The organism is Pseudoalteromonas sp. CF6-2, from assembly GCF_021729425.1.
In the GTDB taxonomy this organism is placed as follows: domain Bacteria; phylum Pseudomonadota; class Gammaproteobacteria; order Enterobacterales; family Alteromonadaceae; genus Pseudoalteromonas; species Pseudoalteromonas arabiensis.
On the sequence record NZ_CP091443.1, the window covers coordinates 771,077 to 784,930 of the forward strand.

Annotated in this window: 11 protein-coding genes; 6 read left to right on the top strand and 5 right to left on the bottom strand. The window is 40.0% G+C overall.

What is annotated here, in order from left to right; translation table 11 throughout:
• Window positions 1–103: 103 nt before the first annotated feature.
• Window positions 104–3,058, bottom strand: a complete 2,955-nt coding sequence (locus L3Q70_RS20115) for a beta-propeller fold lactonase family protein (RefSeq protein WP_237115456.1) — start codon at window positions 3,056–3,058, stop codon at window positions 104–106.
• Between the two features lie 562 nt (window positions 3,059–3,620).
• Between L3Q70_RS20115 and L3Q70_RS20120 the strand changes: the two genes are divergently transcribed.
• Complete coding sequence (locus L3Q70_RS20120) at window positions 3,621–4,100, top strand: hypothetical protein (RefSeq protein ID WP_237115457.1); 480 nt, start codon at window positions 3,621–3,623, stop codon at window positions 4,098–4,100.
• On the opposite strand, the gene L3Q70_RS20125 is transcribed toward L3Q70_RS20120, so the two are convergent.
• Window positions 4,097–5,302, bottom strand: coding sequence for an anhydro-N-acetylmuramic acid kinase (locus L3Q70_RS20125; protein ID WP_237115458.1), 1,206 nt, complete (start codon window positions 5,300–5,302; stop codon window positions 4,097–4,099). The genes L3Q70_RS20120 and L3Q70_RS20125 overlap by 4 nt on opposite strands.
• Before the next feature lie 260 nt (window positions 5,303–5,562).
• On the opposite strand from L3Q70_RS20125, the gene L3Q70_RS20130 reads away from it, so the two are divergent.
• From L3Q70_RS20130 to L3Q70_RS20140, 3 genes are all read left to right on the top strand, one after another.
• Window positions 5,563–8,298 (top strand): TonB-dependent receptor, encoded by a 2,736-nt coding sequence (locus L3Q70_RS20130; protein ID WP_237115459.1) that lies wholly within the window; start codon window positions 5,563–5,565, stop codon window positions 8,296–8,298.
• Window positions 8,299–8,464: 166 nt separating this feature from the next.
• On the top strand, window positions 8,465–9,460 hold the full coding sequence (locus tag L3Q70_RS20135; RefSeq protein WP_237115460.1) for a hypothetical protein: 996 nt from the start codon (window positions 8,465–8,467) through the stop codon (window positions 9,458–9,460).
• Window positions 9,450–9,683 (top strand): helix-hairpin-helix domain-containing protein, encoded by a 234-nt coding sequence (locus tag L3Q70_RS20140; protein WP_237115461.1) that lies wholly within the window; start codon window positions 9,450–9,452, stop codon window positions 9,681–9,683. Before L3Q70_RS20135 ends, L3Q70_RS20140 begins: the two co-directional genes overlap by 11 nt.
• Here L3Q70_RS20140 and L3Q70_RS20145 read toward each other — a convergent pair.
• Together L3Q70_RS20145 and L3Q70_RS20150 are read right to left on the bottom strand one after the other, a co-directional pair.
• On the bottom strand, window positions 9,680–10,522 hold the full coding sequence (locus L3Q70_RS20145) for an SMP-30/gluconolactonase/LRE family protein (RefSeq protein ID WP_237115462.1): 843 nt from the start codon (window positions 10,520–10,522) through the stop codon (window positions 9,680–9,682). The genes L3Q70_RS20140 and L3Q70_RS20145 overlap by 4 nt on opposite strands.
• Window positions 10,523–10,532: 10 nt before the next feature.
• On the bottom strand, window positions 10,533–10,952 hold the full coding sequence (locus L3Q70_RS20150) for a hypothetical protein (protein ID WP_062567735.1): 420 nt from the start codon (window positions 10,950–10,952) through the stop codon (window positions 10,533–10,535).
• Between the two features lie 186 nt (window positions 10,953–11,138).
• On the opposite strand from L3Q70_RS20150, the gene L3Q70_RS20155 reads away from it, so the two are divergent.
• Both L3Q70_RS20155 and L3Q70_RS20160 read left to right on the top strand, forming a co-directional pair.
• The gene (locus tag L3Q70_RS20155; protein WP_237115463.1) at window positions 11,139–12,170 is read left to right on the top strand and encodes an NADP-dependent oxidoreductase; all 1,032 of its coding nucleotides are present in this window, start codon (window positions 11,139–11,141) and stop codon (window positions 12,168–12,170) included.
• Window positions 12,171–12,228: 58 nt separating this feature from the next.
• On the top strand, window positions 12,229–12,846 hold the full coding sequence (locus L3Q70_RS20160; RefSeq protein ID WP_237115464.1) for a glutathione S-transferase: 618 nt from the start codon (window positions 12,229–12,231) through the stop codon (window positions 12,844–12,846).
• 73 nt (window positions 12,847–12,919) lie between these two features.
• Here L3Q70_RS20160 and L3Q70_RS20165 read toward each other — a convergent pair whose 3' ends face one another.
• Complete coding sequence (locus L3Q70_RS20165) at window positions 12,920–13,822, bottom strand: diguanylate cyclase (protein WP_237115718.1); 903 nt, start codon at window positions 13,820–13,822, stop codon at window positions 12,920–12,922.
• Window positions 13,823–13,854 lie beyond the last annotated feature (32 nt).

Below are 13,854 nucleotides of genomic sequence, written 5' to 3' on the forward strand. Positions count from 1 at the left end.
AAATACACATATCACCGCACTACGCCACCTTGTATAACGAAGAACTACAAGGCGACTGTACCAGAGAACGGTTACAGCGCCTTATTAAGTATAACGAACTCAATCAATTACGAAATTTGAAGTTTCTGACCAACCCAAAAGCATTAATAAACCTAAGAATTAGGATTATAATTCCAAGCAGCGTCAGTTCAAAAAAAACGCCTCCACTTTTAGTTGTCGTGTCATTATCAATCTCGGGGGTAGGCTTTATAACATTAATAGTGAAAGCGACTTCGATATCATTTACTCCATCGAATACTTTTAAAGTAAATTCTGCCTTAACATCTGAAGCTGACGGGGTACCTTTTAAGATACTTTCAGAAAAGTTTAGCCAAGAGGGTAATGCTCCTTTGATTTCATAAGTCAAAGTATCGTTATCAATATCTTCGAACAGCTCATCAAAATTAACGTTGATTTCTTCATCTATATTAACGTTATACGATGTCTCTGAGCCTATGAAATAGGGCTTAGTATTTATCACCTCTATACCCACTTCTGTGATTATTCTATCTACCCCATCTGAAACTTTTATCCCAAAAGTTGTGCCCACATCAGTTGAACCTGGTGTACCTTCAATAAATGAAGCTTCTAAGTTCATCCAGTCTGGAGTATTTCCAACTATTTCAAACATCAACAGGTCATCATCGAAATCAGAGAAAACATCATCAAAATCAATTAATTGATACTCACCAACGCGTATACTAAAGTTTAGGTCATCTACATTTAGCTTTGGAGGGGTGTTTTTTCTAAACACACTAAAATTACTATTAAAGGAATCTACGCTCAGAATATATTTACCATCATGAAAAGTGTTGACCAGAATTGGCTCGCCTAACTTTTTCAATTCAGTTCCTTTAAGCTCTATTTCTTCTAACATTAACAACTCTTTGGTAGTGTCATTAATACCCAAGGTTATGAAGGAATCTCCATGATTCTTAGTTAAATAGATACGCCCAATAGTAGAATCAAGAACTATCTCTAATTCTCCCTGTAACCACTCATATAATTGCTCGTTAGTACTGTATTTATGGATTTGCGATATTATGTTGGATTCAGTGTTTAGCTCAGCAACAATTATCCCTGAGTCAATCACTAATGATGAATCATCACGAGTTTCATAAGGAAAATATAATGTATTACCATACAGCCCTACAGAGGCAGTGGTTATTCTACTATTAGAAACACCAAAAAGTTCGTTCTCCATCAATTGTTTTAAGATCAGTTTTCCTGATGATTGGTCAATTGAAAACAGCGCTAAATCAGAACTATTTGAATAGACAAGTAGGTGCTCATTATCGGGCATAATCTTTGTGTACACAGCACCATCGAATTCAGCAATTCCTTCTAAATTGCCATAGCGATTATTCTGAACTCTATCAATCAGTGTTAAGTTACCGGTAGTTGAATCTCGCAAAAATACTGTCAACAACCATTTACTATTCGAGTGGGAAGCAAAAACATACTTACCATCAGCGCTAATTACAAATGAAGTAGCCTCATCAAAATCATTTACCCAGTCATTGTCTTTGTCGAAAGTTTTAGTCAGGGCTACTTTACCGGTGATATTTGAGCGTTCAAATAAATGAATCTTTGCGTCCATCCCACTTTCAGGTAAGTAAATGTGCTTCCCATCAGGACTTAGAATAAGGCTAGTATCAAATTGTCTTGATTCAAAATCGTGTGGTGAATTATTCTGTAAAAATTTTAGTGACTCAGATTGCTCTGAGAATTCAAACACTGAAATACCTGAGAGTCTATCAGTGACATATAAAAACCTGTTGTCATCACTAGCAATTATATCTTTAGGGCTGGCAATTCCCCTATCGCCATTCTCTGCATTCGTAACAGTTTGATACGACAGCTTTCCATTTACTTGATTTCTTGTAAAAGCTAACAATACGCCACTCAAATATGATGGTACATAAGCATGCTCACCTGAAGAGGTGAATTCTATATCCATCGGGCCATGCATTAGTTCAATATCAGTACCATTAAAAATTGCATCAACCTGCGTTAAAATGCCAGACACATCGTTGATAGCAAATTGAATAATGCCATTATGTTCAAAGGAACCAGAGTTACCATCTTCCCCTACTACGACATAGAGCATATTATTATTAATTTCAATTTTACGAGGGGCAACCATGGTATGTTTTAAAGCCTCTATTTCGATATATTGCTTTAATTGCAACTCACCAGTCCCTAAGTTATTTTGAAAAACGTGCAGGCCTGAACTTGAAGCAAGATAAACATCGTTATTGCCCTCATTAACGGCTATTTCCCAACTTGACACCAGAGTGCCCAATGCATCGTTAGTAAAACCATTTTCGGACCATAAAAATGAAATATCACCACTAGACTCATTAAAGCTAAATACCGCAATCCCTGAAGGTCCAGCGATATAGAAAGAGTTACTATTTGGTGAGAATTTTAGATCCCGAACTTCATAGCCAAAAGAAACGTCAGGCTCTATTTCGTATAAATTAACAAATTCAAGCCTTCCTGTATCCGCTTCTCTTTTAAATACAGATAGGGTGAGGTCGCCACCGCTTACCAATATGTATTTGCCATCATTGCTTTCAGCCAAAACTGTAGTACCGGAAATATTAGTCTCAGGAAAGTCAACAGCTCTAATATTTTGGACTTCACTTAGCATACCTGTTTCACTATCTCGGCTAAGCACGGATAGCTTGTCGCCATCCTCTTCTAGCGCATAAACATTTTTTTGGTCACTACTTAACAATAGTGCGTAAACTCTAAGAAGAGAAAACGAATTAGGTACAGATTGGACTGCGCTGAGAGTGCCGTTTGTTAGATCCCTTTTAAATACAACAAGATCGTTTTCACTGCTTCCACTAGAAAAGCCAGCTACATAAACGAATTGACCATCCTCACTAACTGCTACATCAATTGCTTTATCAATTTTTCCATCTGTTTTTGTCGTAATGTGATTAAGACTTTTTGAGCTAGTATTGAAAGATAGAATTATAAAAATGAAAAAAAACACCCTTATAAACATTAAATTTTCCTTTTTTGATTTACTACTTGTTATAAATAAATTGATTTTTATTTCATAACGCCTACCTAATACGTAATATTTGGCATAGTTTTTTGTATGTTTAGGACAACAATGCATTATCGCAATGAAGATTTTTGAGTTTATGTGGCACACTTTTATGCCGCGTAATCGCCTGTTTAATTGAGACGCTCTACCGGATTTGATAATTATTTATGCTATGCGGTTTTAGAGACTCTGGCTAACTTAGCTAGATTTATAAGCTTAGCTATTATTATTTTAGCTTTCTCTGCACTGTTCTAGATTCACAATGTACCTACTTCAGATAAATAAGCAATTATATTTTGACCACAGCCCTCTCAGAAAAGGGCCCATATTAATATGTCAAGCTAACTTTGTAAGGTCTGCCACTGCCGAAAAACAAACCATTCCAGTTTTGGAACAGAAAGTACAAAGTTGAACAGACACTAAAATAAATAATACGCTTTATGACAATAGTCATAATTTTGTCATTTAACTGATCAATAATTGACGCTAATTTAATCACCCACGTAATGAAGAAGTAATGGACAGTGCCTTGGTGCAACTTTCGTTTGCACTCCCCTCTAGTGACGATCCTATGTGTGCTGCACTTGCGCATACTGTAGAATATGAACAATTGCATTTTATTGCCGATGAGCAAAAGCGTGTCGTTTTTTGCTGCGTGCTACCAGATGATGCCCATCAGGGCGATGTAATCTCTATTAGTGCAACACGTCCTGATGCGCGAGAGTCTGCCTATTTTACTGCCCATACACTTACGCAAAACGATTTAGAGCAGCACGTTATTATGCTTACACTAAATGATGTGACGCATAGCGGCGAGTTTGTATTGCAACTCATGCTACATGGCAAGCATGCCACTTTAAAAGACAGTGCGCAGTTTGATGTGAGCCTTGCTGCTAGCAGCTGTACAGCTGAAAACTTAACTAAGCAGCAAGATAAAGCGCAAAGCTTACGCCATTACATTAGTAGTATTGGCGCTAGCTTCTTGGCTTTTTTTTAGTCAGAAAAGCTAATTTTACCCATGGTAATATCGGGAATCCCCTGCTCGGTATTACCAAATCGCTGTTGCCCACCCGACAAACATTCATTTGCTAAAATAGCAAATAACACCGCCTCTTTGGCATCAGGGTTTATACCTAATTCATCTGTGTTTTTGATAGCTGAAAGTTGTGGGCAGTTGTCTAAAATAACTTTCATTAATAATGGGTTATGCACCCCACCACCACTTGCATACACTGCAACTCGACTAAGGCCGTCACTACATTGAGTTATTGCTTTGGCAATCATTAACCCAGAAAAATGCACCAGTGTTGCCATGACATCAAAGTGAGACAAGTGCTCGGTGTTGCTACGTGCTTGGGCCGCTGCTAAATAGCCTAAATTAAACACTTCGGGGCCTGTGGTTTTTGGAAAAGCAAGGCCGAAGAATGCATTATCACAGAGTGCATTTAACAAAAGTTCACTTACCTTTCCTTGGCTTGCGATTGCAGCATCTTTATCATAATGCAGCGGCGCAAAATAGCGCTGAATATATGCATCCATAATAGTATTGCCAGGGCCTATATCTGAGCTAAAAACAGCACGCGCATCGGCTGATTTAGGTAAGTAGGTCAAGTTTGCAATGCCGCCCATATTAAGCAATATGCGGTTTTCGCTGGTGCTTGTGAAATACAAATAGTCGCCATACACCGCAAGGGGTGCACCTTCACCTCCTGCTGCAATGTGTTTTTGTCTAAAATCGCCAATAGTGGTGATTCCTGCAGCAACAGCAAGGTGATCACTATCGCCAATTTGTAATGTTGCATTGCCGTATTCTGGGCGCTTATGCTGACTTTTTGGACAGTGGTAAATCGTTTGTCCATGGCTTGCTATGACATCGACAAGCTCTTTCGCTACATTCCACTTGGCTAGGGTTTTTGCAACCATGTCACCATGTAATTGACCAATCCATGGGTTTAGTAGAGTCACCTCTTCAAGATCACACTCTCGCTTTGCAAACACCCGTTTAACTCGTGACTTATAATCATCGTCGTAGTCAACTGTGGTGAATTTTATAACGTCAACATGGGTATTCATACCCTGTCCTGATACCTCACATAACGCGATATCAAGGCCGTCTAGTGAGGTTCCACTCATCAGACCAACAATTAATTTTTTTTCTTTTTTGGCGCTTAAGTACAGTTTTTCAATATGTTGATGCATAAATAAATCACTTAAAATCAGCTTTTTATATGAAAATAAACAAGCTTGGATGTTGGAATAGTTTATATTTTAAAATAATAGATTCAAAGAATAATTATTGCAAAGATTTTTAAATTGCTTTAAAACTGTACGAGTGAACTCCCCAAAAGGAGAACACGGAACGCATCATAACAAAAAGTATGACTCATTAAATTAACTAAATGGTCTAGGTAATAAGCCAACCAGCGTTGATTTAAATGATAAAACGCTAGGGAATCAACATGAAAGCAAAGACAACATCCACAACGCGCTCGCTTTTACTGCTCTCGCCACTTGCGATCGCAGTAAGTTCAATTATCGGCGTAGCCCATGCTGAAGAAGCAGAACAAGTAAAAAAGCCAGAAGTAATCACTGTAACAGGGTCGCGTATCCAACGTGCAGAGCTTGCCTCTAGCAGCCCTGTCGTCAGTGTTGACGAAGCGCAAATCCATCTCGACCGCGCAGTAAACGTAGAAGATATCACAGCAAAGCTGCCGCAAGCTGCGGCGGGTGCAAACAGTACGGGGGCAACAGTTGGTGACTCATTTGGCTCATCAACTATTGATTTACGCGGCCTAGGTCAAAACCGAACATTGGTACTTATTGACGGTACTCGCGCCGTACCATTTAGTTTTCGTAACTCGGTTGACGTAAATACCATTCCTGCCGGATTAATTAAACGCGTTGATGTATTAACTGGCGGAGCTGCGGCCGTTTACGGTGCCGATGCAGTGGCTGGTGTTGTCAACTTCGTTTTAGATGATGATTTTACTGGTGCGGAGTTTTCAACCAGCTATGAAAGTGCTGATGGCGGTAACGAAAAACTAAATTTCGAGGCGATTTTTGGTGGCGATATTGCTGATGGCCGTGGCCACATTACCGGTTATTTAGGTTACACAGAGCGTAAGGAGTTATTAGCGGGTGAACGTGATTATGCACTTGAAAACTCGACACCTTTAATTAATAGCGGTGGTTACTACACTGACGTAGCTTCTGGCAATAGCCTTGCAATTACCGATGCAGGTGCTGTAACAAATGAACGCCAAACCTCTGATTTTACTCCTCACCGCTACTTAACACAGCCAATGGATCGTTTCTCTGCTGGGTTACTATTTGATGTTGACGTAAGCGACAGTGCAATCGCTTATGGTCGCGCTATGTACTCAAAAGTAACCGTTAATGGTGCGGGAGCGAGTGGTCAAACACCTATTTTTGTTAATGAGCAAGTGACTCTTTCACAAGACAATGCTTATATCCCTGATGAGCTACGTGACCAACTAACATTTGACAGTGAAGGCAATGCCCTTGTTAATGTTGAACGTAATTTAGGTTTGGGTGTTCAACACACCAAAGCAGTGCGTGACTCAATGCAATTCCAATTGGGTTTAAAAGGCGATATTACCGACTACTTACGCTACGATGTATACGGTCAATACGGCAAAACCGATGAAGTGGCGACTATTTACAACAACGCTTACCGTAATGATAACAATGGCAACAGCCGCTTTGCTGCATTGGCAAACTCCGTGGATATTTTTGATCCGAACCATGATTTTAGTGACTTTAGCGATCCCTTGCTTTATACCACCCGCGACCGTACACAAAGTGTGATATCAGCAACCTTATCGGGTGATTCTGGGTTCCTATTTGAGTTACCAGCCGGTGCTATTGATTTTGCAATTGGTTATGAATACCGTAAAGAAACTGGTAAACAAACACCAGGCGATGCTTTTAGAAACGGCACCAGCTTTGCTTCAATCAGCGCGTTCGATATGGATGCAAGCTTTAGTTCTGAAGAGTTCTATGCCGAAATTTTAGTGCCAATTTTAGTTGACCAACCTTTTGCTGAAGAGCTTAGCTTTGAAGGTGCGTACCGTATTTCTGATTATTCAAACACAGAAGCAGAAGACACCTACAAACTAGGTATCAACTGGGCAATTAATAGTGATATTCGTATTCGTGCAAACCGCTTAACAGCATTTAGAGCACCTAACTTAGGTGAATTTGCCAGCCCAATTACAGCACTTTCATTATCGTTATTCGATCAAAACAGTGACCAATTTGTACCTCGTCTCGCTGGGCGCTATAACGGCGATCCTTGCTTATTAGGCACAGGTGATGCAACACAATGTGCTGCCTTTGGCGCACCTGCTGTTGGTACACAGTTCGATTCAAGCACCGCTGAGTATACCTACGGTGGCAACCCGAATATCAAACCAGAACAAGCAGAGTCAGATACACTCGGCGTTGTATACACACCAAGTTATATAGACGGTTTTGATTTGTCCGTTGATTATTACAGTATCCGTGTCACCGATGCTGTAAGCCAAATTCAACCAGGCGCAGCACTACAAAGCTGTTATATTGACGATCCGAATCCGAACAATCCATTGTGTGGTGCGGTACTTCGCGATCCGAATACAGGCTTTATTAGTACAGCGATCGTGAACGACTTTAACCTAGCCGCGATTGAACAAGAGGGTATCGATGTTGCAGCCAACTACGTGATTGATGCGCCAGAGCAAATGGGTGGTCGTTTCAGGTTCTCGTATCAAGGTAACTTTGTTACAAAACAAACTCGCCAAAACAACAGTACAGTGCCAGAAATTGACTGTAAAGGCACTTACGGCAGCGCATGTTCTGGTGACTTTGCGAGTATTTTGCAAGCAGATTACAAACACCGTGCAAGCATTGATTGGCAGTTAGACGATATGAACTTCCAACTTGGCTGGCGCAGAATCGGCGAAGTTGAGTACGCTGTTGACCGCTCAGAAACCATTTCAGCGCAGAACTACTTAGATTTTGCTGCGGCTTGGCAAGTTAATGAGGAACTTGCGGTTAACTTTGGTGTCGATAACTTATTAGACCGTGAACCGCCAACACCTGAGGTAGGCGCAAACCACTTTAACACCGTGAGTGATTACAGTGTGATTGGCCGCTCGGTGGGTGTATCACTGAGATATGCTCCAAGCTTCTAATTAATCCTACTGTTTTAGCTACACAGGATTGATCCCCACAAGCGCACCCTGCCCGGTGCGCTTTTTTTATTTCAAACGAATAGTAACTAACTATATCAACTATAAAAAAGGACAGTGCTTTAATTGTTAGTTATGATATGAGCAATTAAGCAACAGGGAAGATGTTATGCTCAAATCAATAAAGTCAAAAATTCCATTTATTTTCCTAATTAGTATTAGTCTTTTTTGGGGTATTTATTACCAAGGAAGTCATCCACTGAATGACTTTGGAAATGCAAACTTTGAATGGTTATACCTACTTGATTCACTGATAGTATTACCAGTACTTTGCTTAATATTAATTAAAAATAAGAAAGAAGCAGCTTTAAAAGCATTGATGTTGTGTTCACTCGCTATTTTGGTGGGGAGTTACATCATTCCAGAGCAAAACAAATTTTTAATGAATTACTTAGAGCAAGGTCGTTACGGGCTTTTAGCTTTGATTGTAATTTTAGAACTAAGCGCTCTCATTACTGTCTATCTGGCAATAAAATCTGCTTTAAGCCAGAAGACCGATCCCGATATAGCTATTGAACGGCCAATTAACAAGCTTTTCAAACAAAACGCAATTGCAAACTTTTTATGTTTCGAAACACGGATGTGGGCTTTCTTATTTTACGCTAAACACATTAAACCAAGCTATTTCACTGGTGAACTACATTTTAGTTATCATAATAAAGATGGCGCACAAGCTAACTTACTTGGCTTTATTTTTATTATCTTATTAGAGTTGCCCATGATGCATCTCTTTATACATTTTGTATGGTCATCATCAGCAGCAAACATTATCACTGGTTTAACTATATTTAGCCTTTTTTTCTTCATTGCAGAGTACCGAGCGGTTGCGAAGCGTCCTGTGTCTATTAGTAAATCGCAACTCATTATTCGCTATGGGCTATATCCTGCTTACAATATTGCTTTAGCAAATATCAAAACCATTGATTTAAATACCGATTTCATTTCACGCGCTGGCACAATCAAACGTTATAACTACTCTGGCAACCCAAATATTAAAATTAACCTCATTGAACCTATAGGTGATATCGACACTGTTTTTCTAGGACTAGATGCCCCTCATCATTTTATAGACTCAATGAACAAGGAACGAAAACATGCCATTTAACGATAAAGAACGAGATGCTTTATTAGCACTAAAAGGCGTTGGGCCAACGGTTGTAAAACGGTTTGAAGAAATTGGTATTGAATCGTTTGAGGAGTTAGCAGGGTTTGATGCAAACACAATTGCGGAGCGAGTCGCGTCGATGCTGCATTCAACGTGTTGGCAAAATAGCCCGCAAGCGAAAGCGGCAATAACAGCCGCCATTACGCGAGCAAAGCAAGGCTAAAGTTCTATCACTTCGATAGCGCCACGTTTTTGCATAGTCACATACATTTTAGTTTGTGACTCATTAAATGTTAGATTAGTTGGGTGTTGGCCTTTTAGTTTATAAGTTTTTAACACCTTGCCTTTGGGTGATACTTTAAGCACTTTGCCCGCGCCATAACGAGTAATGAAAATTTGACCTTTACTGTTTACTCGCATGCCATCAAGACCATGGTCGTCAAAGCGTATCAGCTCTTGTTTGTTACTGATGTTTAGCTCATCGTCAAGATCATATTGCCAAACCACACGCTGCACACTTTCATTTACGTAAAGTTTAGTATTGTCACCGTTCACAGCCACGCCATTGGTTGTGCCCATATTTTTTTCAAGAAGCTCAGTGCTGCCATCGGTATTAATGCGCCACAACTGGCCTGTACTCTTTGACCAGTTCGGATCACTTGCAAACAATGCCCCACTTTTAGTGATACTAATGTCATTTGGCTGATTCATTTTAGCGTTATGTGCAAACACTTCGACTTGATGAGTATTGGCAGGTACTTTTAAAATATTATGATTTACATAATCAGCAATATAGAGGTTACCTTGTTCATCAAATTGCAAGCCATTACCAACGCTGTCATTTGGTAAACGCACAAATAATGATGACTTACCCATGTTATCAACACGTCCAATAGTACCCTGCTCAGCATAATTCACTGCGTATAAAGTATCGTTGTACATGGTTGGCCCTTCTACACCTTGAGTGAACACGTTATCTTTCACAAAGTCCTGGCTATCAATTGCCAATGCAAGCGGCGTGCATAAAAAGCTAGTCACAGCAATAAGTGTGTGAAGTCTCATAATCGTCCTTTTAATTATCTAAACTGGTGTATACAGCTAAAATTGGATATTCATTTTCACCAAAAGACAGCGTTAACGAACGTTTTTCTCCGTTATCAAGCTTAACACCGCCACTGAAAGAGGATGGGTGTATTCTTGAGCCATCAGCAAACAAAGCCATAATATGATCAGCTTGTAAAATACGCGAGCCTGACGCTTTATTCTCAATGGTGACAACCGCTAAACGCCTGCCACTTTCACTGCTCATCAACACGCTATGAACAATGCTGAATTCACTTTCTTTTGGGTATCGCCTTGCATCATTTTCAAACGCAAATGCACTTCCTGCTGGCAAAGTAGGATCAACCGACAAAGTCCCTGAATTCGCTTGTGCATTGGTTGCAGTAAGCCCCATAACAAGCGCCATTATTATTAAAGAAATACCTTTCATATCAATCCTTTTTGATCAGCTGAATATTTTTTCAGCATACACCGTAATAATACGTGGTGCAAAATGGATTGTTGCTTAACTGCAATTAACATTCCCTACTTGGTAACAATTTAATCATTGATTTCTATTGGCGTGCCCGCACCTCTTTATTACACAGAATTAAAAGCTAAGTCATAGGAGCTAAGCATGTCTGATCTTCAAAACCGTCAATATATTCTCGAGTCACGCCCGAATGGCCCTGCAACGAAAAGTAACGTTGCGTTAAAGACAAACTCAGTATCATCACCTAAACAGGGTGAAGTATTATTAAGAACAATTTATTTATCTCTTGACCCTTATATGCGAGGCCGCATGAGCGATGCGGAGTCTTATGCAGATCCTGTTGAAATTGGCGATGTAATGGTTGGTGCAACCATCTGTCAGGTTGAGCAATCAGCGCATCCCGATTATAAAGTAGGTGAATGGGTATTGGCTTACACAGGCTGGCAAGAATATGCGATTAGTAATACTGAAGGGCTAATGAAACTAGGTGAAAACCCAGACAACCCTTCTTACGCACTCGGAATTTTAGGCATGCCAGGATTTACTGCCTATATGGGATTACTGGATATTGGTGAGCCAAAAGCGGGCGAAACGGTCGTTGTGGCAGCAGCAACGGGGCCAGTTGGTGCAACTGTAGGTCAAATCGCCAAAATTAAAGGCTGTAAGGTTGTCGGTGTAGCAGGCGGTGATGAAAAATGCCAACACGCTGTAGAACACTTAGGCTTTGACGCATGTATTGATCATAAAGCTGACGACTTCGATGAGCAACTAAAAGCCGCTTGTGACCAAGGCATTGATCTTTACTATGAAAATGTCGGTGGTCATGTTCTTGATGCGGTGCTGCCTTTACTCAATACAAAAGCGCGTGTGCCCTTGTGTGGTTTAGTATCACAGTACAATGCAACTGAATTGCCACCTGGGCCTGATCGTTTATCGATGCTGATGGGCTTGATTTTAAGAAAGCGTATTAAAGTACAAGGCTTTATTATTTTTGATGATTACAGGGATCGCTATGACGAGTTTGCAAAAGATATGCAGCAATGGCTAAAAGAAGGGAAAATTCAATACAAAGAGCACCTAGAAGCTGATTTTGAAAATACACTTGATGCCTTTAACGCTATGTTAAACGGTGAAAACTTCGGTAAAACGGTTGTTCAAGTACAAAAGCCACTGTAATACTGATCCATTCAAATTATGTGGGCGTAGTGAAATCACGCCCACAAAAGGATAACTTATGATTAAACTTCATCACTTAAATAAATCGCGTTCAAAGCGTATTATTTGGCTTTTAGAAGAGCTAGGCATTGACTACGACCTTGTTGCTTATCAGCGCAACCCCGAAACGTTTTTAGCCCCTGATGAGCTAAAAGAAATTCACCCACTAGGTAAGGCCCCTGTAATTGAAGATAGTGGCAAAGTTATTACCGAATCGGGTGCCATTACCGATTATTTAATAACAACGTATGGTAAAGGCAAATACATGCCAGAACCACAATCTGATAGCTACGTTAGTTACCAGCAATGGCTTCACTTTGCCGAAAGTTCTGCAATGGTGCCTTTTTTATTAAAGCTCTTTATTACAAAAGATGGTTGTAAAACCAACTTTATAGGTGACTATGCTGATAATGAAATTGGTAAAATACTGAGCTATGTGAATCAACAACTAAAAGGTAAACAGTACTTAGTTGATGATACACTGACTGGGGCTGACTTTATGATGTCATTTGTTGTAGAAAAAGCTGATGAGGCAGGTCTGCTTGCGCACTTCCCTGAAATCAAACGTTATTTAGAGCAGCTAAAAACTCACGAAAGTTATCACACAGCAAACGATTTAGAAACGAAATACGACTGACCTCATGTGCAGTGACAGTTTGTATACTGTCACTTTTTCCCTGTTCAATAAAATAAAGCTCCAAAGCTACCAATCAAGCTTCACACACTCGATTGCGGCCAGACCTTTTAGCTTGATACATGGCTTGATCGGCCCTTTCGATTGCTGTTTCGATATCATCATTAGCATTTACTAACGAAACACCAAATGAGCCTGTTACATTAATGTGTTTATCATTATCAATTTCGATTTTTAAAGCAGCAACCCCAGCTCTTAATCGCTCAGAAAATGACTTGGCACCTTCAAGCTCGGTTTGGGGTAAACAGACTAAAAACTCTTCGCCGCCATAACGATACAATTGGTCGTACTCTCTTAGATGAGATTTAATGCATTTAACAAGCGCGATTAACACCTTATCGCCCGCAGCATGGCCAAACTCGTCGTTCACTTGCTTAAAGTGATCAAGGTCGATCATTATCAGCGCGCAGCTAAGCAATTTACGTTTGCAAAGCTCATGCTCTTTTTGCAGGTTTTCTTCTAAATTCGTTCGATTCAACGCTCCCGTTAAAGGGTCTCGGGTGTGCAGCAATTCAGAGAACTCATCAATAAGGGTCTCAAATAATTCATGTAGCCTATCTAAATCGGCATGAAACTGATCCAATAGATTGACAGTAATAGCAGACTTAGTTTCTTTTAACGATAACAGGACCTTGGCACCTTGATGCATTTTTTGGTGTGCACAAGCGATTTCTGAAAAATAAGAATGAAGGTTTAGGGTCTGCTCGGGAAGCTTATTAAACCATTGCCCAAAGCGACAGAGGTTATGAGCATTATCGCTTAAGTCTTGTTCATTTGCGGGAGTATCTGCAATTAAGCATCTTAACAAATTTTTATACCATGATTGATGCCAATCAATAGCCTGCTCAATTTCTGCAATCACGTCTTCAAGCTGGGTATTCGACAGTGAACTAATGCCTTGCCCAGTATTTTGATGCATAGCCAATGAAAAGACTTCCACTTTATTATTTT

What these genes read in the sequence shown, in the direction of transcription:
- L3Q70_RS20115 (WP_237115456.1), bottom strand. Translation starts at nt 3,058, where the DNA reads ATGTTTATAAGGGTGTTTTTTTTCATTTTTATAATTCTATCTTTCAAT.
- L3Q70_RS20120 (WP_237115457.1), top strand. Translation starts at nt 3,621, where the DNA reads ATGGACAGTGCCTTGGTGCAACTTTCGTTTGCACTCCCCTCTAGTGAC.
- L3Q70_RS20125 (WP_237115458.1), bottom strand. Translation starts at nt 5,302, where the DNA reads ATGCATCAACATATTGAAAAACTGTACTTAAGCGCCAAAAAAGAAAAA.
- L3Q70_RS20130 (WP_237115459.1), top strand. Translation starts at nt 5,563, where the DNA reads ATGAAAGCAAAGACAACATCCACAACGCGCTCGCTTTTACTGCTCTCG.
- L3Q70_RS20135 (WP_237115460.1), top strand. Translation starts at nt 8,465, where the DNA reads ATGCTCAAATCAATAAAGTCAAAAATTCCATTTATTTTCCTAATTAGT.
- L3Q70_RS20140 (WP_237115461.1), top strand. Translation starts at nt 9,450, where the DNA reads ATGCCATTTAACGATAAAGAACGAGATGCTTTATTAGCACTAAAAGGC.
- L3Q70_RS20145 (WP_237115462.1), bottom strand. Translation starts at nt 10,522, where the DNA reads ATGAGACTTCACACACTTATTGCTGTGACTAGCTTTTTATGCACGCCG.
- L3Q70_RS20150 (WP_062567735.1), bottom strand. Translation starts at nt 10,952, where the DNA reads ATGAAAGGTATTTCTTTAATAATAATGGCGCTTGTTATGGGGCTTACT.
- L3Q70_RS20155 (WP_237115463.1), top strand. Translation starts at nt 11,139, where the DNA reads ATGTCTGATCTTCAAAACCGTCAATATATTCTCGAGTCACGCCCGAAT.
- L3Q70_RS20160 (WP_237115464.1), top strand. Translation starts at nt 12,229, where the DNA reads ATGATTAAACTTCATCACTTAAATAAATCGCGTTCAAAGCGTATTATT.
- L3Q70_RS20165 (WP_237115718.1), bottom strand. Translation starts at nt 13,822, where the DNA reads ATGCATCAAAATACTGGGCAAGGCATTAGTTCACTGTCGAATACCCAG.